At 73.4% G+C, this 24,156-nt stretch carries 20 protein-coding genes; 7 read left to right on the top strand and 13 right to left on the bottom strand.

Translation table 11 applies throughout. The annotated features are described in order from the left end of the window. Positions 1–29 precede the first annotated feature (29 nt). Entirely contained in the window at positions 30–518 is a 489-nt protein-coding gene (locus tag GSY65_RS09630) for a GNAT family N-acetyltransferase (RefSeq protein WP_159766928.1), read from the top strand. Between the two features lie 193 nt (positions 519–711). Here GSY65_RS09630 and GSY65_RS09625 read toward each other — a convergent pair whose 3' ends face one another. Further along, on the bottom strand, positions 712–1,896 hold the full coding sequence (locus GSY65_RS09625; RefSeq protein ID WP_159766927.1) for a MarP family serine protease: 1,185 nt from the start codon (positions 1,894–1,896) through the stop codon (positions 712–714). Positions 1,897–2,306: 410 nt separating this feature from the next. On the opposite strand from GSY65_RS09625, the gene GSY65_RS09620 reads away from it, so the two are divergent. Next, on the top strand, positions 2,307–3,068 hold the full coding sequence (locus GSY65_RS09620; RefSeq protein WP_159775754.1) for a peptidoglycan recognition protein family protein: 762 nt from the start codon (positions 2,307–2,309) through the stop codon (positions 3,066–3,068). Positions 3,069–3,190: 122 nt separating this feature from the next. Further along, positions 3,191–3,481 (top strand): hypothetical protein, encoded by a 291-nt coding sequence (locus GSY65_RS09615; RefSeq protein ID WP_159766926.1) that lies wholly within the window; start codon positions 3,191–3,193, stop codon positions 3,479–3,481. Here GSY65_RS09615 and GSY65_RS09610 read toward each other — a convergent pair. The 7 genes from GSY65_RS09610 to GSY65_RS09580 all read right to left on the bottom strand — a co-directional run bounded on the left by GSY65_RS09610 (position 3,471) and on the right by GSY65_RS09580 (position 14,525). Next, positions 3,471–3,989 carry a DUF4240 domain-containing protein gene (locus tag GSY65_RS09610; RefSeq protein WP_159775752.1) on the bottom strand — a complete coding sequence of 173 codons (519 nt, stop codon included), beginning with the start codon at positions 3,987–3,989 and terminating at the stop codon, positions 3,471–3,473. The genes GSY65_RS09615 and GSY65_RS09610 overlap by 11 nt on opposite strands. Positions 3,990–4,078: 89 nt before the next feature. Further along, complete coding sequence (locus GSY65_RS09605; protein WP_159766925.1) at positions 4,079–5,089, bottom strand: helix-turn-helix transcriptional regulator; 1,011 nt, start codon at positions 5,087–5,089, stop codon at positions 4,079–4,081. A gap of 143 nt (positions 5,090–5,232) precedes the next feature. After that, positions 5,233–7,935 carry a pyruvate dehydrogenase (acetyl-transferring), homodimeric type gene (aceE, locus tag GSY65_RS09600; protein ID WP_159766924.1) on the bottom strand — a complete coding sequence of 901 codons (2,703 nt, stop codon included), beginning with the start codon at positions 7,933–7,935 and terminating at the stop codon, positions 5,233–5,235. Between the two features lie 604 nt (positions 7,936–8,539). Continuing rightward, complete coding sequence (locus tag GSY65_RS09595; RefSeq protein ID WP_159766923.1) at positions 8,540–9,181, bottom strand: GntR family transcriptional regulator; 642 nt, start codon at positions 9,179–9,181, stop codon at positions 8,540–8,542. 248 nt (positions 9,182–9,429) lie between these two features. After that, entirely contained in the window at positions 9,430–11,241 is a 1,812-nt protein-coding gene (sucB, locus tag GSY65_RS09590) for a 2-oxoglutarate dehydrogenase, E2 component, dihydrolipoamide succinyltransferase (protein ID WP_159766922.1), read from the bottom strand. Positions 11,242–11,308: 67 nt separating this feature from the next. Continuing rightward, positions 11,309–12,697 (bottom strand): dihydrolipoyl dehydrogenase, encoded by a 1,389-nt coding sequence (gene lpdA / locus GSY65_RS09585; protein WP_159766921.1) that lies wholly within the window; start codon positions 12,695–12,697, stop codon positions 11,309–11,311. A gap of 289 nt (positions 12,698–12,986) precedes the next feature. Next, on the bottom strand, positions 12,987–14,525 hold the full coding sequence (locus GSY65_RS09580) for a leucyl aminopeptidase (protein ID WP_159766920.1): 1,539 nt from the start codon (positions 14,523–14,525) through the stop codon (positions 12,987–12,989). A 336-nt stretch (positions 14,526–14,861) separates the two neighbouring features. Here GSY65_RS09580 and GSY65_RS09575 point away from each other — a divergent pair, with 336 nt between their 5' ends. Next, positions 14,862–15,671: an endo alpha-1,4 polygalactosaminidase gene (locus GSY65_RS09575; protein WP_159766919.1), complete on the top strand. Its 810-nt coding sequence runs from the start codon at positions 14,862–14,864 to the stop codon at positions 15,669–15,671. Positions 15,672–15,707: 36 nt separating this feature from the next. Here GSY65_RS09575 and GSY65_RS09570 read toward each other — a convergent pair whose 3' ends face one another. Next, complete coding sequence (locus GSY65_RS09570) at positions 15,708–16,505, bottom strand: adenosylcobinamide-GDP ribazoletransferase (RefSeq protein WP_159766918.1); 798 nt, start codon at positions 16,503–16,505, stop codon at positions 15,708–15,710. A 113-nt stretch (positions 16,506–16,618) separates the two neighbouring features. On the opposite strand from GSY65_RS09570, the gene GSY65_RS09565 reads away from it, so the two are divergent. Further along, complete coding sequence (locus GSY65_RS09565; protein ID WP_159766917.1) at positions 16,619–17,398, top strand: hypothetical protein; 780 nt, start codon at positions 16,619–16,621, stop codon at positions 17,396–17,398. Here the strand turns inward: GSY65_RS09565 and GSY65_RS33235 are convergent. From GSY65_RS33235 to cobT, 3 genes are all read right to left on the bottom strand, one after another. Then, positions 17,326–18,039, bottom strand: a complete 714-nt coding sequence (locus tag GSY65_RS33235) for a hypothetical protein (RefSeq protein ID WP_201452492.1) — start codon at positions 18,037–18,039, stop codon at positions 17,326–17,328. The two genes, GSY65_RS09565 and GSY65_RS33235, sit on opposite strands and share 73 nt — an antisense overlap. Positions 18,040–18,157: 118 nt before the next feature. Then, positions 18,158–19,924: a phosphatidylglycerol lysyltransferase domain-containing protein gene (locus GSY65_RS09555; RefSeq protein ID WP_159766916.1), complete on the bottom strand. Its 1,767-nt coding sequence runs from the start codon at positions 19,922–19,924 to the stop codon at positions 18,158–18,160. 236 nt (positions 19,925–20,160) lie between these two features. Next, the gene (gene cobT, locus GSY65_RS09550; protein WP_159766915.1) at positions 20,161–21,282 is read right to left on the bottom strand and encodes a nicotinate-nucleotide--dimethylbenzimidazole phosphoribosyltransferase; all 1,122 of its coding nucleotides are present in this window, start codon (positions 21,280–21,282) and stop codon (positions 20,161–20,163) included. A gap of 422 nt (positions 21,283–21,704) precedes the next feature. Between cobT and GSY65_RS09545 the strand changes: the two genes are divergently transcribed. Continuing rightward, the gene (locus tag GSY65_RS09545) at positions 21,705–22,610 is read left to right on the top strand and encodes a class I SAM-dependent methyltransferase (protein WP_159766914.1); all 906 of its coding nucleotides are present in this window, start codon (positions 21,705–21,707) and stop codon (positions 22,608–22,610) included. Here GSY65_RS09545 and GSY65_RS09540 read toward each other — a convergent pair. Continuing rightward, positions 22,586–23,791 (bottom strand): bifunctional adenosylcobinamide kinase/adenosylcobinamide-phosphate guanylyltransferase, encoded by a 1,206-nt coding sequence (locus GSY65_RS09540; RefSeq protein ID WP_159766913.1) that lies wholly within the window; start codon positions 23,789–23,791, stop codon positions 22,586–22,588. The genes GSY65_RS09545 and GSY65_RS09540 overlap by 25 nt on opposite strands. A gap of 123 nt (positions 23,792–23,914) precedes the next feature. Between GSY65_RS09540 and GSY65_RS09535 the strand changes: the two genes are divergently transcribed. Continuing rightward, positions 23,915–24,127 carry a hypothetical protein gene (locus GSY65_RS09535; RefSeq protein WP_055715745.1) on the top strand — a complete coding sequence of 71 codons (213 nt, stop codon included), beginning with the start codon at positions 23,915–23,917 and terminating at the stop codon, positions 24,125–24,127. Positions 24,128–24,156: the final 29 nt, after the last annotated feature.

Raw genomic sequence — 24,156 nt, 5'->3', positions numbered from 1 at the left:
CGCCGTGGTGCCCCCGTACAGTTGTCCGTATGCCGCTTCCGCACATAAGGGTCGCGACCTCCGACGACGAGGACCCGCTCGCCCGGCTCGACCGGGTCACCTGGTCGACGCTGCACTCGGTGCAGGAACGCCCCCGCCGGCCGTACAAGCCGTTCTTCGACGACCGGTTCGGTCCCCGGGACCACCTCGTCGCGGAACTCGGCGGCACCGTCGTCGGCTTTCTCCGGCTGGGCCGGCCCACCTCGCTGGACTGCAACGCGCACGTCCGCCAGATCCAGGGGCTCGCCGTCGCGGACGAGGCGCGCGGGGCCGGGGTGGCGCGGGCGCTGGTGCGGGCCGCGAAGGAGGAGGCACGCAGCCGGGGCGCACGTCGGCTCACCCTGCGGGTCCTCGGGCACAACACCCCGGCCCGGAAGCTGTACGAGTCCGAGGGGTTCGTGGTGGAGGGCGTCCTGCCCGAGGAGTTCCTGCTCGACGGGGCCTACGTGGACGACGTGCTGATGGGCGTTCGCCTCTGACGCGACGGTACCGCGACGCACCGGGCCGACGGCGTGCCACCGCCCTGATCCGGCGTCACGGCGGCGTGCCACCGTGCGCCGCGCATGACGGCGGGAAACCGCCACCCTCCCGCACGGCCCCACGCTCTCCTCGGCACCCTCTCCGGGTATGCCGTGACGCCGTGCTCGCGACACCGTCCCGTGACGCCGTGCCTCACGACGTCACGAGATCCCCGGTGTCCACCGCCTTCGTCGCGTTCGCCGCGCTGTTCGCCTCGGGGGCCACCTCGTCGACCGTCAGGACGTACCCCGTCTCCGCGTCGGACGTGGAGCGCGCGAAGACCACGCCGTAGACCTGGCCCTCGGGGGTGAGGAGGGGGCCCCCGGAGTTGCCGGGGCGGACGGTCGAGCGGATCGAGTAGATCTCGCGGGTGACCGCCTCCGTGTTGTAGATGTTGCGGCCGGTGGCGTCGATGCGGCTGGCGACCGTGGCCGCCTGGAGGTCGAGTCCGCCGTCCTCCGGGTAACCGGCGACGACCGCCGCGTCACCCCGCGAGGCCGTGTCGTCGAAGCGAAGGACCGGCGCCTCCAGGCCCGGTACGTAGAGCACGGCGACGTCCTTCTCCGGATCGAACAGCACGACCCGCCCCTCGAACGCCCGGCCCACGCCGCCCACCCGCACGCTCGGGTCGTCGATGCCCGCCACCACGTGCGCGTTGGTCATCACGTGCTCGCGCGCGTACACGAAGCCGCTGCCCTCGCGGCCCTGTGTCCCCGCGACGCCCTCGATCTTGACCGTGCTGCGCTTGGCGGCGTTCGTCGCCGCGGCCGTCACACTGTCCCCGGAGGGCTTGGCGACCTCGGCCGTCGCCTCGTTCTCGAAGGGGTTGAAGACCTGCGGGAAACCGGCCTCGGTCAGCGCGGACGTGGCGTTGGAGAACCAGGCCGGAGTGGTCTCCGGCATGGTGTTCTGCACGGCGCCCAGCAGCGCGGAGTTACGGATCGAGTTGGTCACCAGCGCAGACGACGAGGCCCCGAGGACGCTCGCGGCCACCCACGCCACGATGAGCACGGCGATCGAGTTGGCCGCCGCCCCTCCTATGCCGTCGGCCACGCGCAGCGGGCTGCGGTCTATCTCGCGGCGCAGCCGCAGCGCCAGCCGGCCGGCCAGCTCGTGCCCGATCACCCCCGGCACCAGCACGGTCAGCACCGCCGTGACCGTCGCCGCCGGGGTGCCCGGTTCCACCAGCTCCATCATCCACGGCAGCATCCAGACACCCACCACCGCGCCGCCCACGAAACCGGCGAGGGACACACATCCCGCGACCAGGCCGCGACGGTAACCGGACGCCGCGTAGGCCAGGATCACCAGCATCAGCAGGATGTCGAGCACGTCCACTCCAGCGCCTCTCTCTTTCGGGACCCAGTAGTACGCGTGGGGTGGGCGCAGTGATCAGTCACCCCCGCACGGCACGCCGCTGGCGTGCGGGAATCGGCCACCGGTACGCCCGTCCGCCTGAATCGTGAAAACGTCCCGGACCGGGACGATGGTTCCGATCCGTTCACCCGGGTGGCGCACTCCACAGGGCGGCGGGGGCGCACCGGGGTGAGGCTCGGTGCATGCGTGTGTTCCGGAAGTCGCGGGGATCGCCACGACGTCGGCCGCTCCGTGCGGGGCGGCGCCGAACACGGACTCCGCGCGGCCTCGCGGCCGTGCGAATACGGGGTCCGCACGGTGCCACCGCCGTGCGGACCCCGTCCGATCCCCGGCCCGCCCGTCACCGGGGCGCCCGGCACGGGCACCGACGCCTGCCGCGCCCCGTCCTCCTCGCGCTGGCCTGCCTGCCCGGCGTCGCCGCCGTCCTCGCGCTGGTGCTGTGCGCGATCGGCATCGACGGCACGGGCGGCCGGGCCCCGAGCCCCGTGGCGGCCCGGCCCTCCCAGTCGCACCAGGCGCATCACGCGCCCCGGCCGCCCATCGTCCCGAGGAGCCGCTGGCTCGCCGGGGACGGCCGCAGCCAGCCGCCCGCACGCTACGACGACCGGGTCGCCGCCGTCTTCATCCACCACACGGACTCACCGAACGGCTACGACTGCGCCGACGCGCCCCGCATCATCCGTTACCTGTACGCCGGCCAGACAGGCACCCGGGAGTGGGACGACATCGGCTACAACTTCGTCGTCGACCGCTGCGGCACCATCTACGAGGGCCGAGCGGGCGGCGTCGACCGCCCCGTCACCGGCGCCCACACCCAGGGCTTCAACCACCGCACCGCCGGTATCGCCGCCCTGGGCACCTTCACCGCCGGTGTCCCCGTGCCCCGGGCCATGACCGACGCGATCGCCGCCCTCGTCGCCTGGAAGCTCGGCCTCTCCGGCAGCGACCCCCGCGGCAGCGTGCGCCTGACCTCAAGCAACAGCCGCAGCCGCTACGCCGCCGGGACCACCGTCCTGCTGCCCACCCTCGCGGGCCACAGCGACGGCTACATGACCAGCTGTCCGGGCGCGGCCCTCGCCGAACGACTGCCCGCCATCAGGGAGCTGGCGGCCCGTCTCCAGGGCCGGTCGTGACCCCCCGGCCGGCCGCCGGTCCCGATCTCATGAGGTTCACAGACAGCCCGCCGGGCTCTCACAGACTTCTCCCAGATGCCCGCCCTACCGTCGTCGTGTCACGTCGACCGGAGGTGGGGAACATGATCGGCAACCGTACGAAGAGCCCGGCGCGCGCCGCGCGCCGCGCCTGGTCCGCGGCCCTGCGCAGCCCTTGGACGGTGGCCTGCGCGGCCGCCGTGGTCGTGCTCGGCCCGTCCGCCGTCACGGCCTCCGCGCTGGAGCGCGCCAACTCGGCCCCGCTGCACGGGGCGTCCGCGCCCGGACACCCGGCACACGGCGACGAGGGGGAGCGTCACGCGTCCCGGACGTACACCGCAGAGCCGGCCCAGGCGTATCTGCCGCGCGGCCACAGCAGGGGCGTCAGGGTCTGAAGCGCTCCCAGAGCTTCGGGTAGCGCTCGGCGAGCGCGGACTCGTCCTCGAAGTCGACCGGGGTGCCCTCCGGCTCGCCGGGCGCGGGCGGAATGCCGAGGTCCGGCGCGACGAGGCCGGTGAGCTGCTCGTACGCCTCGTCGGCGGCGTACCCCAGCTCCTCGCCGTCCCCGTCGATCTCCTCGTCGAAGTCGCCCAGCAGATCGGCGAGCGTGTCCGGGTCGTGCACCGCGCCCTCGAAGACCTCCCGGCCCTGGCCGATCAGCCAGCACCGGAAGAAGTCGAACGCGTCGTCGCTGGCGCCGTCGAGCAGCACCCAGGCGGCGCCCCACAGGTCCCAGGTGTAGGCGCGGTTGTAGCGGGACTCGAAGTGGCGGGCGAAGTCGAGCACCGCCTCCGGGTCCAGTCGGCCGAGCCGTTCCACGAGCAGGTCGGCCTGGTCCTCCGGGTCGCCCTCGGCGTCCTCCCGGGTCGTGTCCACCAGCTCCCAGAACTCCGTCTCGTCCATCACGGGTCCAGCATCGGGCCTCAGGGGGCCGGATGCACGTGGAGGACCACGGATCGGACACGCGCCGGGAACGGCCCGTGCGGCCCTTCTCAGTCCCGCGCCGCTTCCCGGTACAGCTCGGCGAGCCGTCGCGCGTCCTGTGCGAAGCGGTTCCGCAGGCCCTCGGGCGCCAGTACCTCGACCTCGGCACCCAGCGCCATGAGCTGGGCGTGGGCCACGTCCTCCGACTCGACCCGGAGCGTCACGGTCGTCCAGCCCCGTGCGTCGGGGGCGTCGTCCAGCGCCGCGAGGGCGTCCCGTGCCGACACGGGATCGACGACGTGCGGCAGCCTCCGCACGCCCTCCGGTGACAGCCGCAGGACGACCTCGGCATGCAGGATCGAGCGGGCGAAACGTTCCGCCTGATGGTCCCAGTACGCCGGCAGGTCGAAGTCCTCGTCGCGGGTGAAGCGCGCGTCCTCGGTCTCGACGGCGCTGAACCGGTCGATGCGGTACGTACGGAACGGAGCGGAACGGGTGCCGGGGCCCCCGGGGTCGGCGACGCGGGCGCACAGGTACCAGACGCCGGCCTTGAGGACGAGGCCGTACGGCTCCAGCCGCCGCTCGACCTCGGTGTCGCCCCTGCGGTAGCGGGCGGTGATCCGCCGGTCGTCCCACACGGCGTCCGCGACGGCGGGCAGCAGCTCCGGGGTCTTCGGCTCCTTGAACCAGCTCGGCGCGTCCAGGTGGAACCGCTGGGACGCCGTGCGCGAGGCGTCGCGCAGGGAGGGCAGGAGGGCCGCCGACACCTTCAGGCGGGCGGCGGAGGCGGCGTCCTCCAGACCCATCTCACGGAGGGCCCCCGGAACGCCGCTGAGGAACAGGGCCTCGGCCTCGCTGCGGGCGAGGCCGGTCAGCCGGGTGCGGTAACCGCCGCTCAGGCGGTAGCCACCGGCCCGCCCACGATCCGCGTACACGGGGACACCGGCCTCCGAGAGGGCCTGGGCGTCCCGGGTGACCGTGCGCTCGGACACCTCCAGCTCACGGGCCAGCTCGGCGGCGGTCATGGAGGGGCGGGACTGGAGAAGCAGCACCATCTTGATGAGCCGGGCAGCACGCATGGGTTCATCATGCCGGGCGCGGTGGGGGGAGGGACGTGGGGGTGCGTCGTCGGGTGCGGGTGGTGCGTGGTCGCGAACAGCCCCCACGCACCCGCACCCGACGACGCACCCCGCACTCCCCGTTCAGAAGGCGCCCGGCACTCTCACAGCCCGTACTTCTCGCGGGCCTCCTTCACCGCCGCCGCCCTCGTCTCCCCCCGCTTCGCCAGCTGCGCGAGCGCCGCCACGACGATGGACTGCGCGTCGACACCGAAGTGCCGGCGGGCCGCCTCGCGGGTGTCGGAGAGACCGAAGCCGTCGGCGCCGAGGGAGGAGTAGTCCTGCTCGACCCACTGGGCGATCTGGTCGGGAACCTGACGCATGTAGTCGGAGACCGCCAGCACCGGACCCTCGGCGCCCTGCAGCGCCTGACGGACGTACGGGACGCGCTCCTCGCCGCGCAGCAGCGCCGCGTCGGCCTCCAGGGCGTCCCGGCGCAGCTCGCTCCAGGACGTCGCGGACCACACGTCGGCCGCCACACCCCACTCCTCGGCGAGGAGTTTCTGCGCCTCGAGGGCCCAGTGGATGGCCGTACCGGAACCCAGCAGCTGGATGCGCGGGGCGTTCGCCGGGACGGTCACGCCCGCGGACTCGGCCGTGTTGAAGCGGTACAGGCCCTTGACGATGCCCTCGTCGACACCGAGACCGGCCGGCTTCGCGGGCTGCGGGAGCGGCTCGTTGTAGACGGTCAGGTAGTAGAAGACGTCCGGGTCCTCACCGGGCGCGGCCTCGCCGTACATCCGGCGCAGACCGTCCTTCACGATCGTCGCGACCTCGTACGCGAACGCCGGGTCGTAGGTGAGGGCGGCCGGGTTGGTCGCCGCGATGACCGGCGAGTGGCCGTCCGCGTGCTGCAGGCCCTCGCCCGTCAGCGTCGTACGGCCGGCGGTCGCGCCGACGAGGAAGCCGCGGCCGAGCTGGTCGCCGAGCTGCCACATCTGGTCGGCCGTGCGCTGCCAGCCGAACATCGAGTAGAAGATGTAGAACGGGATCATCGCTTCGCCGTGCGTGGAGTACGCGGTCGACGCGGCGATGAAGTCGGCCATCGAACCGGCCTCGGTGATCCCCTCGTTGAGGATCTGGCCGTTCTCGGCCTCCTTGTAGTACATCAGCTGGTCGCGGTCGACCGGTTCGTACGTCTGGCCCTTCGGGGAGTAGATCCCGAGGGACGGGAACAGCGACTCCATGCCGAAGGTGCGCGCCTCGTCGGGGACGATCGGCACCCAGCGCCTGCCCGTCTCCTTGTCGCGGACCAGGTCCTTGATCAGGCGGACGAAGGCCATGGTGGTGGCCACCTTCTGGGAGCCGGAGCCCTTGTCGAAGGAGGCGAAGGCCTTCTCTGCGGGGGCGGGCAGCGGAGCCACCGGGTGGACGCGGCGGGCCGGGGCGGGACCGCCGAGGGCGGCGCGGCGCTCCTGGAGGTAGCGGACCTCGGCGGAGTCGGCCCCCGGGTGGCCGTAGGGCACGACGCCGTCGACGAAGTCGCTGTCCCTGATCGGCAGGTCGAGCAGGTCCCGCATCGTCTTGAACTCGTCCACCGAGAGCTTCTTCATCTGGTGGTTGGCGTTCTTCGACGCGAAGCCCTCGCCGAGGGTGTGGCCCTTGACGGTCTGGGCCAGGATCACGGTCGGCGCGCCCTTGAACTCGACGGCCGCCTTGTACGCGGCGTACACCTTGCGGGCCTCGTGACCACCGCGGGAGAGGTGGAAGCACTCCAGGATCTTGTCGTCGCTCAGCAGCCTCGCCATCTCGACGAGCGCCGGGTCCTTGCCGAAGAAGTCCTGGCGGATGTAGGCGGCGTCGCGGGTCTGGTACGTCTGGACCTGGGCGTCGGGGACCTCGCGCAGCCGGCGGACGAGCGCGCCGGTGGTGTCGAGGGCGAACAGCTCGTCCCAGGCCGTGCCCCACAGGGTCTTGATCACGTTCCAGCCGGCGCCGCGGAACTGGGCCTCCAGCTCCTGCACGATCTTGAAGTTGGCGCGGACCGGGCCGTCGAGACGCTGCAGGTTGCAGTTGATGACGAAGGTCAGGTTGTCGAGGCCCTCGCGGGAGGCGAGCGCGAGCGCCGCCGTCGACTCGGGCTCGTCCATCTCGCCGTCGCCGAGGAACGCCCAGACGTGGGAGGCGGAGACGTCCTTGATGCCGCGGTTGGTGAGATAGCGGTTGAAGCGCGCCTGGTAGATGGCGGAGAGGGGGCCGAGACCCATGCTCACCGTCGGGAACTCCCACAGCCAGGGCAGGCGCCGCGGGTGCGGGTACGACGGGAGGCCGTTGCCGCCGGACTCACGGCGGAAGTTGTCGAGGTGGGCCTCGTTCAGCCGGCCGTCGAGGAAGGCGCGGGCGTAGATGCCGGGGGAGGCGTGGCCCTGGATGTAGAGCTGGTCGCCGGAACCGTCGGCTTCCTTGCCCTTGAAGAAGTGGTTGAAGCCCGTCTCGTAGAGCCAGGCCGCGGAGGCGAAGGTGGCGATGTGGCCGCCGACGCCGTACTTGGCGCCGCGGGTCACCATCGCGGCCGCGTTCCAGCGGTTCCACGCGGTGATGCGGCGCTCCATCGCCTCGTCACCGGGTACGTCCGGCTCGGCGGCGGTGGGGATGGTGTTGACGTAGTCCGTCTCGAGCAGCTTGGGCAGCGCGACGCCGTTGCCCTCGGCGCGCTCCAGGGTGCGACGCATCAGGTACGCGGCACGGTGCGGGCCGGCCGCCTTGGTGACGGCGTCCAGCGAGGCCTGCCATTCGGCGGTCTCCTCCGGATCCCGGTCGGGGAGCTGGTCGAGCGCGCTCGGCCGGATGGCGTTGGAGTCGGTCATTGCGCCGCCTTCCTCGGTCGAAGGGGGTTCCCTCATCGGCAAGGGTTCGGGGGTGCCCTTGGTCTTTGGCAGGACAGGGCTGGGGCCTGGGTGTGGTGTCGATGTGTGACTCCGTCGCATGGCCCGTCGGCGACTGTAACCCGCTGATCGATGATCGATCAAAGGGTTCCGGGGCAAAACCTCTTGATCACGAGAAAGTCGGCACGGGGTGCCTTCGGCAGAGACACCGGGTGCCGTTGCGGGGTGGGGTTTTCGCAGGTGGGGCGGCGTTTGAGCGGGGGTGCGCCCAATAGATCGGGGGTGGAGTGCGGTGGCGGGTGCGGGTGGGTGGAGTTTGTTCGAGCAGTTCCCCGCGCCCCTGAAAAGCGACCAGGGCTGCGCCAAGTGCTTTCCGACGGCGCCCATCCGATCGCGACGGCGACACGCGCGTGAAGGCCGGGCCGCATGCCCAGGCCTTCAGGGGCGCGGGGAACTGCGCGACAAGCCCTCACCCACCCGCGGCCGAGAGCGGACCCGAAGCCCTCACCCACCCGCGGCCGAGAGCGGACCCGAAGCCCTCACCCGCCGGCGGCCGAAAACACACCCCCCGGCCGCCCCCGGACCGCTACGCCGGGTCGTCGTCGGTGTGCGGGGCGCAGCCCAGCACGTGGGCCTTGACCAGGTCCGCGATGCGCGGGTCCCGGCGGCGGAACGCGGCGACCAACTCCTCGTGCTCCTCCGCGTAGGACTGCTGGACCGTGCCGAGCCAGCGGATGGACAGGGCCGTGAAGACCTCGATGCCGAGACCTTCCCAGGTGTGCAGCAGCACGGAGTTGCCGGCGGCCCGGACCAGCTCGCGGTGGAATGCGACGGTGTGCCGTACCTGCGACGTGCCGTCGGAGTTGCGGTCCGCCTCGTAGAGCGCGGCGACGTGCGGCTCCAGCGCCGAGCAGTCCTCCGCCAGCCGCTCGGCCGCCAGCTCCGCCGCGATCGCCTCCAGACCCGCCCTGACCGGGTAACTCTCCTCCAGATCCGCCGCCGTGAGGTTCCGCACCCGTACGCCCTTGTTCGGCGCGGACTCGATCAGCCGCAGCGACTCCAGCTCGCGCAGCGCCTCCCGCACCGGCGTCTGGCTGACCTCCAGCTCCGTCGCGATGCGCCGCTCCACGATCCGCTCACCCGGCTTCCAGCGCCCGCTCACGATCCCCTCCACGATGTGCTCGCGGATCTGTTCGCGCAGCGAGTGGACGACGGGCGCGGTGGTCATGCGGGCTCCTTCGGCGGGGGACTGAGCCCCAAGGGCGTTGACCCCTAGACAATAAAGCCGCCCTGCCGCCCGTGAGGGGCGCACGGGGGCGCTTTCTCCCAGGTGAGACGAGACTTACACGCTCCCATGATGGCCCCGTCTGTAAAGACCCTTACCGGCCGAGCCGCGCAGTCGTCAGGGCCGCGCAAAGACAGCGGTGCCCGTCCGGAAGCTCCGGACGGGCACCGTCGTACCGCGGTGGCGGACCCTTACAGGCCGAGCTCGACCTCGAACTCGCCCGCCTCCAGGATCGCCTTGACCGCCGTCAGGTAACGGGCCGCGTCGGCGCCGTCGACCAGGCGGTGGTCGTAGGAGAGGGTCAGGTACGTCATGTCGCGGACGCCGATGACCGTGCCCTCCTCCGTCTCGATCACGGCGGGGCGCTTGACCGTGGCGCCGATGCCGAGGATCGCGACCTGGTTCGGCGGCACGATGATCGTGTCGAAGAGCGCGCCGCGCGAGCCGGTGTTGGAGATGGTGAAGGTCGCCCCGGACAGCTCGTCCGGAGTGATCTTGTTGGCCCGGACCTTGCCCGCCAGGTCGGCGGTGGCCTTGGCGATGCCGGCGATGTTGAGGTCGCCCGCGTTCTTGATGACCGGGGTCATCAGGCCCTTCTCGGAGTCCACGGCGATGCCGACGTTCTCCGTGTCGAAGTACGTGATGGTGCCCTCGTCGACGTTGATCCGGGCGTTGATGGCCGGGTGGCCCTTCAGCGCCTGGGCCGCCGCCTTCACGAAGAACGGCATCGGGGAGAGCTTCACGCCCTCGCGGGCCGCGAAGGAGTCCTTCGCCTTGGCACGCAGCTTCATCAGCCGGGTCACGTCGACCTCGACGACCGAGGACAGCTGCGCCTGCTCGTGCAGCGCCTTGACCATGTTGTCGCCGATGACCTTGCGGATGCGCGGCATCTTGATGGTCTGGCCGCGGAGCGGGGAGACCTCCAGCACCGGGGCCTTCTTCGACGCGGCGGCGGGGACCGCGGCGGCCGGGGCCGGGGCGGCGGCAGCGGCCTTCGCGGCCTCGGCGGCGGCGATGACGTCCTGCTTGCGGATACGGCCGCCGACACCGGTGCCCTTGACGGACGCCAGGTCGACACTGTTCTCCGCGGCGAGCTTGCGGACCAGCGGGGTCACGTACGCACCCTCGTCCGTCGCCTTGGCGGCGGCCGGGGCGGCGGCCGGAGCCGGGGTCACCGGGGCGGGCGCCGGAGCCGGAGCGGCCGGAGCGGCAGCGGCGGGCGCAGGCGCCGGGGCGGCAGGGGCAGGCGCCGGGGCGGCGGGGGCGGCCGGCGCGGGGGCCGGAGCCGGAGCCGCGGGGGCGGCCGGCGCGGGCGCGGGAGCAGCCGGGGCCGGGGCCGGGGCGGCGGGCGCGGGCGCCGGGGCGGCGGCCGGGGCGGCACCGGGAGCGCCGATGACGGCCAGCTTGGCGCCGACCTCGGCGGTCTCGTCCTCGCCGACCACGATCTCCAGCAGCACACCGGAGGTGGGCGCCGGGATCTCGGTGTCGACCTTGTCCGTGGAGACCTCCAGCAGCGGCTCATCGGCCTCGACGCTGTCGCCGACCTCCTTGAGCCAGCGGGTGACGGTGCCCTCGGTGACGGACTCGCCGAGCGCGGGCAGGACCACGTCGGTGCCCTCGGCGGAACCGGCGCCGGCGGCGGCCTCGGCGGTCGGGGCGGGCGCGGGCGCGGCCTGCTCGGTGGAGGGCGCGGCAGCGGCGGGCTCGGGGGCCGGGGCCGGAGCCTCCTCGGCGGCCGGGGCGGGGGCGGCGGCGGGCGCGCCCGTGCCGTCGTCGATCACGGCCAGCTCGGCGCCGACCTCGACCGTCTCGTCCTCGGCGACCTTGATGGACGCGAGGACACCGGCGGCGGGGGAGGGGATCTCGGTGTCGACCTTGTCGGTCGAGACCTCGAGCAGCGGCTCGTCGGCCTCGACACGCTCACCCTCGGCCTTCAGCCAGCGGGTGACGGTGCCCTCGGTGACGCTCTCGCCGAGCGCCGGAAGGGTTACGGAAACCGCCATGGTTTCGGTTGCTCCTTAACGAATTGCGGAAGTCTGGATCGTCGCTTCGACGGGGTTCGACCGAGGGTCAGTCGTGCGAGTGCAGCGGCTTGCCCGCGAGGGCCAGGTGGGCCTCGCCGAGCGCCTCGTTCTGCGTCGGGTGGGCGTGGATGAGCTGGGCGACCTCGGCGGGGAGGGCCTCCCAGTTGTAGATCAGCTGGGCCTCGCCGACCTGCTCGCCCATGCGGTCGCCGACCATGTGGACGCCGACCACGGCACCGTCCTTGACCTGGACGAGCTTGATCTCGCCCGCGGTCTGCAGGATCTTGCTCTTGCCGTTGCCCGCGAGGTTGTACTTCAGAGCGACGACCTTGTCCGCGCCGTAGATCTCCTTGGCCTTGGCCTCGGTGATGCCCACGGAGGCGACCTCCGGGTGGCAGTACGTCACCCGCGGGACGCCGTCGTAGTCGATCGGGACGGTCTTCAGACCGGCCAGCCGCTCCGCCACCAGGATGCCCTCGGCGAAGCCGACATGCGCGAGCTGGAGCGTCGGGACCAGGTCACCGACGGCGGAGATGGTCGGCACGTTCGTCCGCATGTACTCGTCGACGAGGACGTAGCCGCGGTCCATGGCGACCCCGGCCTCCTCGTAGCCCAGGCCCTGCGAGACCGGGCCGCGGCCGACGGCGACCAGCAGCACCTCGGCCTCGAACTCCTTGCCGTCGGCGAGGGTGACCTTGACACCGTCCTGGGTGTACTCGGCCTTCGAGAAGAAGGTGCCCAGGTTGAACTTGATGCCGCGCTTGCGGAACGCGCGCTCAAGAAGCTTGGAGGAGTTCTCGTCCTCGACGGGGACGAGGTGCTTCAGGCCCTCGATGACGGTCACGTCGGAGCCGAAGGACTTCCACGCCGAGGCGAACTCGACGCCGATGACACCGCCGCCCAGGATGATCGCGGACTTCGGCACGCGGTCCAGGACCAGGGCGTGGTCGGAGGAGATGATCCGGTTGCCGTCGATCTCCAGGCCCGGCAGCGACTTCGGCACGGAGCCGGTCGCGAGGAGCACGTGGCGGCCCTGGACGCGCTGGCCGTTCACGTCGACGGAGGTGGGGGAGGACAGCCGGCCCTCACCCTCGATGTACGTGACCTTGCGGGAGGCGATCAGCCCCTGAAGGCCCTTGTACAGACCGGAGATGACACCGTCCTTGTACTTGTGGACGGCCGGTACGTCGATGCCCTCGAAGGTGGCCTTCACACCGAACTGCTCGCTCTCGCGGGCCTGGTCGGCGATCTCGCCCGCGTGCAGCAGGGCCTTGGTGGGAATGCATCCCCGGTGCAGGCAGGTGCCGCCGACCTTGTCCTTCTCGATCAGGGCGACGTCCAGGCCCAGCTGCGCCCCGCGCAGGGCCGCGGCGTAACCACCGCTACCACCGCCGAGGATCACTAGGTCGAAAACGGTGCTGGCGTCGTTCGCCACGTCACGTCCTCCATGCATGTGCGCCGTACGCCGGTCTCCAGTGACCGGGCGGCGGCTGGTGTCCGGCCGCTCTTCTTCGGCCCTGTGGTGGGGGCCCTGTCCTGCCGTGCCCCATCTTCGCACTTGTCGGGAGGGAACGAGACGCCGGGCCGGGGTGTGAGACACCACACGCTCACTTGTGAACCGGGCCGGGAATCCGGGGAACCCGAAGGGGCGCGGACGGCCGCGCGACCGGCAGCAGCCGGCCCGCGGTCGCCCGCGCCCCCGGGTGTCGCTCAGCCGCCGGGCGTCAGCCCAGGTCACCCGCGGCGGCCCGCTCGGCCAGCCGCACCAGCGTGCGCACCGCGGAGCCCGTACCGCCCTTCGGCGTGTAGCCGAAGGGGCCGCCCTCGTTGAAGGCCGGCCCCGCGATGTCGAGGTGCGCCCACGTGATGCCCTCGCCCACGAACTCCTTCAGGAACAGACCGGCGACGAGCCCGCCGCCGTAGCGCTCACCCATGTTCGCGATATCGGCGGTGGGGGAGTCCATGCCCTTGCGCAGGTGGTCCGGGAGCGGCATCGGCCAGGCGGCCTCGCCGACCTCCTCGGCCGCCTCGTGCACCACGGAGCGGAACGCGTCGTCGTTGGCCATGATGCCGAACGTCCGGTTGCCCAGCGCCAGCATCATCGCCCCGGTCAGCGTCGCCACGTCGACGATCGCGTCCGGCGCGTCCTCCGACGCCTTGGCGATCGCGTCGGCCAGCACCAGCCGGCCCTCGGCGTCGGTGTTCAGCACCTCCACCGTCTTGCCGCTGTACATGCGCAGCACGTCACCCGGCCGGGTGGCGGTGCCGGACGGCATGTTCTCGGCGAGGGCCAGCCAGCCGGTGACGTTGACCTCCAGACCGAGGCGCGCGGCGGCGACGACCGCGGCGAACACGGCGGCGGCACCGCTCATGTCGCACTTCATCGTCTCGTTGTGCCCGGCGGGCTTGAGGGAGATGCCGCCCGAGTCGTAGGTGATGCCCTTGCCGACGAACGCCAGGTGCTTGGTGGCCTTCGCGTGGGTGTAGGTCAGCTGCACCAGCCGGGGGGTGGCGGCGGAGCCCGCGCCGACGCCGAGGATGCCGCCGTAGCCGCCCTTGGCGAGCGCCTTCTCGTCGAGCACGGTCACCTTGATGCCGTGTTCCTTGCCCGCGCCCTGCGCGATCGCGGCGAACGCCGCCGGGTCGAGGTCGTTCGGCGGGGTGTTGATCAGGTCGCGGGCGCGGTTCAGTTCCTCGGAGACCGCGACGGCGCGCTCGGCGGCGGCCTTGTGGGCGCGGTCGCGCGGCTTGGCGCCGAGCAGGGCCACCTCGGCGAGCGGGCCCTTCGCGGCCTTCGCCTTGGCGGCGTCCTTGGCCTGACGGCCGTTCTCCTTGTAGGTGTCGAACGAGTACGCGCCGAGCAGCGCGCCCTCGGCGACGGCACCCACGGCGTCGGTGTCGGCGAGCGGCAGGGCGAACGCCGCCTTCTTCGAGCCGGCCAGGGCGCGGGCCGCGGCACCGGCCGCCCGGCGCAGCGTCTCCGCGCCGAACGAGCCGTCCGTGTCGGGCTGCGCTCCCAGGCCCACCGCCACCACGAGCGGCGCCTTGAAGCCGGAGGGGGCGGGCAGCTTCGTCACCTCGCCCTCGGCGCCCGAGGCGCCCAGGGTCTCCAGGAGGCCGGCCAGCCTGCCGTCGTACGCCTTGTCCACGGTCTCGGCACCCGGGGCAACGACCGGGCCCTTGGCGCCCTTCGCGACACCGACCACGATCGCGTCGGCGCGGAGGCCGGACGCGGCGGCGGTGCTGAGAGTGAGAGCAGTCACGGTGGTGAAATCTCGCTTCCGATTGAGTTCTGGGTAGCCGAACGGATGGGGTCGACGTGCCGGGCACGAGCCTAGGCCCTTGTTCGGTCCGTCGGATGTGGGGCGCGGGGCCGGCTCCGCACCGGCCGGCCGGACGGCGTTCGCTGCCACCAGCCTCCCTGACTTTCCGTCCCGCCCAAGCAGGGAGATCCCCATGACTTCGGGATAGGGGGAACCCTTGTCGCCCCGAGCCGTTGCCCCCCGCGGGCGGGTGTCGGTCGCGGCGGGTGTCGGCGCCCGCGCGGTGTCCGCGATCATCCTTGGGGTACCCCGCCGCCCGCCCTGGAGTCCTCGCGCATGAGACACGCCCCCGCCCGCAGCGCCCTGCTCACCCTGCTCCTGCTGGTCGGGGGTTGCGCCGCCGCCCCCGACGACGAGCCGGGCGGGAACACCGGCCCGGCGGCGGGCGACCGCTGGCGGCCGAAGCCCGGCACGGACTGGCAGTGGCAGCTGAGCGGGCGCCTGGACACCTCCGTCGACGTCCCCGTGTACGACATCGACGGCTTCGACCACTCCGCGGACACCGTCGCCGCGCTCCACGACGACGGCCGCAAGGTCATCTGCTACCTGTCCACCGGCGCCTGGGAGGACTGGCGCCCGGACGCCGACGCGTTCCCCCGGTCGGTGATCGGCGGGGGCAACGGCTGGGACGGGGAGCGCTGGCTCGACATCCGCCGTCTCGACGTCCTCGAACCGCTGATGGCCGCCCGGCTCGACATGTGCGTGGAGAAGGGCTTCGACGCGGTCGAGCCCGACAACATGGACGGCTACCGCAACCGGACCGGCTTCCCCCTGAAGGCCGCCGACCAGCTCCGCTACAACCGTCTCGTCGCCCGCCTCGCCCACGAACGGGGCCTGGCGGTGGGCCTGAAGAACGACCTCGACCAGATCCCCGCCCTCGTCGACGACTTCGACTTCGCGGTCAACGAACAGTGCGCCCAGTACGAGGAGTGCGACACCCTCACCCCCTTCGTCGACGCGGGCAAGGCCGTCTTCCACGTCGAGTACGAGAGGGAGACGGGCGACTTCTGCCCCGAGTCACGGCGGCTGGGGCTCAGTTCCCTGCAGAAGAAGTGGGAGCTGGGGCCGTGGCGGAAGGCCTGCTGAGCCGGGTGCGCGGCCGGCCGGCCACCGGTCCCGGGCTCACCCCAGGGTGAACACGACCAGTGCCGCCGTCGCCGCCGTCTCCGCGAGCCCTCCGAACACGTCGCCGGTCACCCCGCCGAACCGCCGGACGCAGTGCCGCAGCAGCGACTCGGCGGCGGCGATCCCGAGGACGACCGCGAGCACCGTACGGGCGAGGTCGTACGGCCCGAGGAGCGCGCCCGCGCCCGCCGCCGCGCACCCCACGACCGCGGCCACCAGCACCGCGCCCCGTACGGGCACCGCCCCCGCCACCGCCGCCCCCAGCCCCTCGGGCCGGGCGGCCGGGACGCCGGTGCGGGCGGCCAGGGTCAGGGCCAGCCGGGCGGTGGCCGCCGAGACGACGGCCGCGACCGTGCCGAGGGCCCAGGACTCCCCGTACGCCTCGGTGAGCGCGGCGACCTGGGCGAACAGGGCCAGCACGAGGGCGATGACGCCGAACGGCCCGATGTCCGACTGCTTCATGATCCGCAGCGCGTCCTCGGCGGGCCTGCCGCTGCCCAGCCCGTCGGCGGTGTCCGCGAGCCCGTCCAGATGCAGTCCCCGGGTGAGCACGGCGGGTACGGCGACCGCGGCCACGGCGGCGAGCAGCGGCCCCGCGCCCAGGAACAGCAGCAGCCCGCCGAGCGCCGCCGCGGCGGCGCCGACCACCAGTCCGGCGGCGGGCGCGCACAGCATCCCCACCCGCGCGGCGTCGCGGTCCCACCGGGACACCCGCACCGGCAGCACGGTCAGGGTGCCGAAGGCGAAGCGCAGGCCGTCGGAGAGGGTGGGCGCGGGAGCCGGGGTCGTGGACACCGGCGCAGGCTACCCGGCGCCCCGGACGGCGGGAACGGCGCCCGGGAGGCCGCGAGGGCCCGAACGGCAGCACTGCGCGGGGCGGCCGTGACGGATCGGAATAAAGTGCCCATATGGGTCACTGGTGGGAACGGAACATCATCGAGCCGGGCAAACTGCCGTTGCTCCTCGCGCTCACCGCGTTCGTCCTGACCTTCCTGATCACCCGTCTCATCACCCGTCTCATCCGGGCGGGCAAGGGCCCCTTCCGCAACATCAGCGGCAGCGGCGGCGTCCACATCCACCACGTCGTCCCCGGTGTCCTCCTCACCGTCGCCGGCGGCTTCGGCTCGGTGGCCTCCGACGGGCACGGCTTCGGCGCGCTGTTCTCCGCCGTGATCTTCGGCATGGGCGCCGGGCTGGTGCTGGACGAGTTCGCGCTGATCCTGCACCTCGACGACGTGTACTGGTCGGAGGAGGGCCGCAAGAGCGTCGAGGTCGTGGTGGTGACGGCGGCCCTGGTCGGCCTCGTCCTCAGCGGTTTCCTGCCGTTCGGCGTCAACGACCTCAGCGAGGCGGAACTCCAGGACCGTGGCGCCGCCATGCTCACCATCGGCACCAACTTCCTCGTCGCCCTGGTCGCCCTCAGCAAGGGCAAGGCCCGCACCGCGATCTTCGGGGTGATCATCCCGCTCGTCGCCGTCGTCGGAGCCGTCCGCCTGGCCCGCCCGACCTCCGCCTGGGCCCGCCGTTTCTACCGCCGCCGCCCGCGCGCCCGCGCCAGGGCCCTGCTGCGGTCCTACCACCACGACCGCCGCTGGTCGGGTCCGAGCCGCCGCTTTCAGGACTGGATCGGCGGCACCCCGGACCTGCCCTCCCCACCGCCCGCCCCCGACCGGGCGGAACGCCGCTGACGCACGGCCCGCAGCCCGCACAGCACCAGCACGGCCGCGATCGCCGCCAGGTGCTCCTTGCCCGCGAGGTTCTCCTTGACCAGCACCTCGACGATCATCGCCACGACGACCACGCCCGCCGTGGCGTACGCCCGCAGCCGCCACCCGAGGTAGACGGCGAGCCCCACCACCGCCGCCGACGGTCCGGTGTCGACGACCCGGGCATCCGAGCAGGGCAACCCCACGAGGGGCACGTCGGGGCCCAGCGCGACGCCCACGCGCGCGTACAGCGTGCCGGCCAGCGTCGCCAGGTACGCCACGGCCAGCGTCCGCCTCTTCCCGAGGCAGATCTCCGCGATCCCGAACACGAGCAGGATCTGCGCGAGCGCACCCCACACCGGCAGGTCCAGCGCCGGGACGAACAGGGAGAGCGGGGTGCGCAGCAGCGCCGCCCACAGCGGGTCCTCGGCCCGTACGGCGCCCACCTCCTCGATGAACCCGTAGCCCCAGGTCCGGCGGTGCACCAGGTGGACGACGGTCGCCAGGGCGACGGCGGTGACGGTCATCGGGACGGCCCGCAGCCGCCGGCGCGCCAGTGCCGGGCGCACGGCGGCGTACAACGGCCCCCACTCGGCGCGGGCCGCCCGCGTGACCCGGTTCATCCGCCGGCCCGTATCCGTGTCCGTCCTCGTCCCCATGTCCCGTGTGTCTGTTCCGTACGCCTCTTCCCGACGCGGGCGTCCGGCGCGTCCGTCGCCGGACGCCCGTGCTCCTACGCGGTCACCGGCGTGACTCAAGGTGTCTGCGGTGCAGCCACTTCGGCAGTCCCGGCGCCTCCAGGAAGCCCTCCGCGCGGGCCGCGGCGACGGCGATGCGCGGCAGGTCCGCGCTCTTCTCGAAGAGCAGGAACCGCGGCTCCCAGACGGGCCGGTACTTGGCGTTGGCCCGGTACAGCGACTCGATCTGCCACCAGCGGGAGAAGAAGCCGAGCAGCGACCGCCACAGCCGCAGGACCGGACCCGCGCCGAGGCGCGCGCCACGTTCGAAGACCGAGCGGAACATCGCGAAGTTCAGTGAGACCTGCGTGATCCCGATCTCCTCGGCCCGCTGGAGGAGCTCGATGACCATGAACTCCATCAGCCCGTTGTCGGCGTCGCGGTCCCGTCGCATCAGGTCGAGGGAGAGCCCGTGCCGCCCCCACGGCACGAACGACAGCAGGGCCCGCAGCTCACCGTGCCCGTCGGCGCACTCCAGCATCACGCACTGCCCGTCCGCCGGGTCGCCGAGCCGTCCGAGCGCCATGCTGAACCCGCGCTCGGTGGCCCCGTCCCGCCAGTCGTCGGCCCGCCGCAGGAGAACGGCCATCTCGCCGTCCGGGATGTCCGCGTGCCGCCGGATCCGCACGGTGTACCCGGCCCGCCGGACCCGGTTGTACGCCTGCCGCACGCTCCGCATGGCCCGTCCGTCGAGGGTGAACTCGGCGGTCTCGACGACGGCCTCGTCCCCGAGTTCCAGTGCGTCGAGCCCGTGCCGCGCGTACACGGTGCCGGCCTCTTCCCCCGCGCCCATCACCGCCGGGATCCACCCGTGCACCCGTGCCTCGACCAGCCACGGCCCGATGGCACCGGGCCACGCCTCCGGGTCGCCGATCGGGTCGCCGGAGGCCAGCGAGACACCGCCCAGCACCCGGTAGGCGATGCCGGCCTTGCCCGTCGGCGACCAGAGGACGCTCTTCTCCCGCCGCAGCGCGAAGTACCCGAGGGAGTCCCGGTCGCCGTGCCGCTCCAGCAGGGCCCGCAGCCTGTCCTCGTCCTCCTCGGTGATCGGGTCGACGGCCCTGCGGGAGCGGAAGGCGGCGTAGAACACGGCGAGGACCAGCAGGGTGCTGAGCACGTTGATGGTGACGTCCACCCAGGTGGGGGCGGTGATCCCCGCGAAGTCGGAGTCGTCGGAGGCGACCGAGACCAGCCGCAGGGCCCCGTACGCCCAGCGGTCCCAGAACGTCGACAGGTGCTCGTCGGCCGACTCGTTGGTGACGGTGACGAGGAGCGCCGCGAGCAGCGAGCAGCCCAGCAGGCCGCCGATCGCGACGGCCGCCGCGAGTCGGGGGTTCGACCGGTCGCCCTTGGCGTAGAACTCCCGCCGCCCCACGACCAGGGACGCCACGAACGCCGCGGTCAGGGTGAGCGACACCCAGTTCTGCGGGTGCCGCCTGATGTCCTCGAAGGTCATCGCGAAGACGAACAGCAGCAGGAACAGCGTGCCCAGGACGATGTTCAGGATCCACGCGGCCCGCTTCCGGCGCCGCATGGTGATCGCCAGGAACGTGGTGAACACGCCGGTCGCGAACCCCGCCGTCAGCAGGTAGGGCGTGAAGTAGTCGTTCGTGTTGTGCCGCCGCAGGTCCTGCCCCAGCGACACCCACACGGCGCCCAGGAAGTTGACGCACGCGACGACCCGCAGGTACCAGACCGCGCCCCCGGCGGCCCGCCGGGAGGCGACACCACCCCCGGGCTGCGCGGGTGTCGAAACCGGGACATTGGTCATGTTCGGGATCTTAGGGGCGCTCGGCCGGTCACCCCCGGGCTCTGCAGTGCCCTTCGGGTGACCGGGCGGCCGGGTGACCGGGTGACCGAGGGTGCAGGGGAGCGGTTGATCGGGCCGGACCGGCGCGGCCGGGCGTGGCCCGGTGGTGCCGAGCCGGCCCTGCGTCGCGCCGGCCCTTGCTGCGTCGCGCCGGCCCTTGCGTCGCGCCCCCGGTGGCGGACGCGCGCCGGCGGTGGCTACGTCGCGTCGTACTCCTCCGCGAGGTTCTTCTCCTCGGCCCCGCTGTCGCCGGCCGTCTTCTCCGGCTCCGCCGGCTCCCGCTCCGGCAGCTCCGCGGCCAGCGCCGCCGCGGCCTGCACCAGGGGCAGCGCGAGCAGCGCCCCCGCGCCCTCCCCGATCCTCACCCCGTGGTCCAGCAGCGGCTCGATCGCCATCCGGTCCAGCGCCTTGGCCTGCGCCGGCTCGCCGCTGCTCTGCCCGGCGAGCCACCAGTCCGGCGCCCGGAAGGCCACCCGCTGGGCGACCAGGGCGCACGCCGCGGACACCACTCCGTCGAGGATCACCGGCATCTTCCGCACCGCGCTCTGCAGCAGGAACCCGGTCATGGCCGCGAGATCGGCCCCGCCGACCGTCGCCAGCAGCTGCAACTGCTCCCCGAGCACGGGCCGGGCCCGCCGCAGGGCGTCCCGTACGGCCGCGCACTTGCGCATCCACGCCAGGTCGTCGATCGCCCGGCCGCCCCGCCCGGTCACCACCGACGCGTCGGTCCCGCACAGCGCGGCGACGAGGACGGCCGCGGCCGTGGTCCCGCCGACGCTGAGGTCCCCGAGCACGACCAGATCCGTCCCGGAGTCGGCCTCCTCGTCCGCGACGGCGACGCCCGCCCGGAACGCGGCCTCCGCCTGCTGGAGGGTCAGCGCGTCCTCGATGTCGATGCGGCCGGAGCCGCGCCGCACCCGGTGCCGTACGACGTCCTCGGGCAGCGAGCCTGGGTCGCAGTCCAGCGCCAGGTCGACCACCCGGACCGGCACGTCGAGCCGCCGGGCCAGCACCGCCACCGGGCTGCTGCCGTCGAGCACGCCCCGCACCAACTGGTCCGCCGTGCCCGCGGGCCGGGCGGAGACGCCCAGTTCGGCGACGCCGTGGTCGCCCGCGAACAGCACCACGCGGGCCCGGCCGATCGGCCGCACCGGCACGGCGGACTGCGCCGCCGCCAGCCACTCGCCGAGGTCGTCCAACCGGCCCAGCGCCCCGGGCGGCACGATCTGCCTCTCTCGCCGCGCCTCGGCGTCGCGGCGCACCCCGCCGTCGGGGCGCTCGATCAGATCGGTGAAGTCGTCGAGATTAAGCGAGCTCATTCGCCGAACAGTACCGGCAGCGATCGAACACGACCGCGCCATACCGGAACCCACCGCACACGAACCCACCCCGCCGCACCCGCGCTGCCGCGCCCGGACCGCTGCGCCCGGATTGCTGCGCCTGAATTGCTGCGCCCGGACCGCTGCGCCCGGATTGCCGCGCCCGGATTGCCGCGCCCGGATTGCCGCGCCCGCGTTGCTGCGCCCGCCCCGCCCCGCCCCGTCGCGCCCGCCCCGCCGCACCCGGACCGCCGTGCTCATCGCCCCGTCGCCCCCGTCACCGGCTCCCCGTCCGCGGGGTCGCCCCGGTGCCTCACCCCGCCGTGGGCACGTCGTTGCGCCCAGGACCGCGATCGGCTACGTACCGTTTTGGGGCGAATGCAGGCATATTCACGCACCCTTCCTCGTCCTCAGGAGCCGTCATGCCCCCCACCCCCCGGCCGGACCCCGGCCCGCCCGTCCCGGCTGCCGACCCCTTCCACGAAGAGCGCCGGGACGACTGCCCCTGGTGCGGATCGCGGTGGCTGCGCACCCGGCTGCGGGTGCCGGAGCGGCCCCGGCCCACACCGGGAACCTTCGTGGTGGACGAGTGCCGGGACTGCTCCCACGCCTTCCGGAACCCCCGGCCCACCGGCGACGCGCCGCTCCTTCGCCCCCACCGCCGCCCCGCCGAGGAGTACGGCGGCTCCGATCTCGCCGGCCGGCTGCGCCGCCTGCACCACCGCACCGCCGCCCGCGCGATGCTGCCGTACCCCGAGCCGGAGAGCTGGCTCGACGTCGGCACCGGGCACGGCCACTTCCCGGAGGTCGCGCGCGAGGTGCACCCGTACACCGCGTTCGACGGCGTCGACCCGACCCCGCGCGTCGAAGCCGCGCGGGCGGCCGGGCGGATCGAGGAGGCGTACCAGGGCCTCCTCGCCGACCCGGAGATCACCGCCCGGCTGCGCGCCCGCTACGACGTGGTCAGCATGGTCCACCACCTGGAGCACACCGCCGACCCCCGCGCGGAACTCCGCGCCGCCCGCACGGTCCTGCGCCCCGGTGGCCACCTCCTCGTCGACGTCGCGGCCCCCGCCCGCCCGTTCGGCACCCTGCCCCCGGGCCTCCGGTGGCCGGGCAGGGCGTACGACCGGCCCCGCCCGCTCCATCTGATCCCCCTGCGCAACCTCCTCGCCGAACTGCGGTCGCTGGGCTACGAGGTGGTCGCCACCCGCATCTGCGCCCCCTTCCCGCCCCGCGCGCACCGGATTGTCGCGCGCCGCACCGAACTTCCACCCGCCCCCGTGGCCCCGCCGCCCGACCCTCAGCCCCGCAGTGACAGCGCCTGACCCGCCACGACCAGCAGCACGTGCTCGCACTCCGTCGCGAACGCCGTGTTCAGCCGCCCGAGTTCGTCCCGGTAGCGGCGCCCGGAGGCGGTGGCCGGCACGATCCCCGACCCGACCTCGTTGGAGACGGCGACGACGGTCCGACGGGTCCGCCGCACGGCCTCCGCCAGCTCGGTCACCCGCGCCCGGAGCGCGCGTTCCCCACCGCCCGCCCACTCCGCGTCGTCCCACGCCCCCACCTCGTCCATGACGTCGGTCAGCCACAGGGACAGGCAGTCGATGAGCAGCGGCGGCCCGTCCTCGTCCTTCAGCAGGGGGACGAGGTCGCAGGTCTCGACGGTGCGCCAGGAACCGGGCCGCCGCTCCCGGTGCGCGGTGACCCGCGCCGCCCACTCGCCGTCCCCGTCGCGCGTGCCGCCCGTCGCCACGTACAGCACGTCCGGGAACGCCTCCAGCCGCCGCTCCGCCTCGACGGACTTCCCGGACCGCGCCCCGCCCAGTACGAGCGTGCGGCGCGGCACGTCCGGCACGTCCTCGTAGGCGCCCACCGCCAGCGTCGTCCCGTCCGGCACGGCGCGCGCGCCCGCCGCCGCGAGCCGGCGCGGCAACTCCCCGCCCGGCGGCACGTCGTGGTCCAGGTGGACGGCGACGACATCGGTGGTCGGCCCCACGGCGCCCGCCGCCCGCAGCCGCGCCAGCGCGTCCGGGCGCCCCAGGACGTCGGCGAGCACCATGTCGTACGGCTCCACCGCCTCCCCCTCCAGCCCGGCGGGCGCGCTCCCCGGCGGCAGATACAGCAGCCGCTGCCCGCCCGGCCCGGTCACCGCGTACCCGGTGCCCGGCGAGTCCAGCGGCTGCGCCCGCACCCGGTGCCCGGTCAGCAGCGCCAGTTCCCGCCCGTCCGGCACCCGCCCCGGCTGCGGCAGCCCCGCCGGCACCTCCACGGCGGGCCCGGCCTGCGGATGCGACAGCAGCACCTGCCGTACGCCGGTCAGCGAGCGCCCGGCGCGCGCGGCCGCGAGGGCGGCGCCGGGCGTGAGGTCGAGCAGCAGCGCGCCGTCCACGAGCAGCGCGGTCGCCCCGCGCGCGGCATCGCCGAGCGCGGTCGCGCACGTCGCGCAGGGACAGTCGGGGCGGGGCAGGCCCGCGGGGGCGCCGGTGCCGAGCAGTGTCAGTTCCACGCCCCGATCTTCCCGCGTCCCGGTGAACACCCGCAGGTCTTGTGCGTCCGACTAGGCTCAGGGGGAACCGGATCTTGCCCGGCGCCGGTGAGCGGTGCCGGGCCGGTACTTACGGAGGCTCACATGGCGGCATGGACGTGGCGGTTCGAGAAGGCCGACGGGACGGAGGTCCAGCCCGCGGTCCAGCCCGAGGAGTTCACGACCCAGGGGGATGCCGAGTCATGGATCGGCGAACAGTGGAAGGCCCTCCTCGAGGGCGGCGCCGACCAGGTCCGCCTCTTCGAGGACACGACTGAGATCTACGGTCCGATGAGCCTGCACGCACAGGAGGCCTGACAGCCCGGCGCACCTCCGCGCCCCCGCGC

Source organism: Streptomyces sp. HM190 (assembly GCF_009857135.1).
GTDB lineage: Bacteria > Actinomycetota > Actinomycetes > Streptomycetales > Streptomycetaceae > Streptomyces > Streptomyces heilongjiangensis.
The sequence above is the reverse complement of the archived record's forward strand: the minus strand, read 5'-3'. Positions and strand labels throughout refer to the sequence as shown.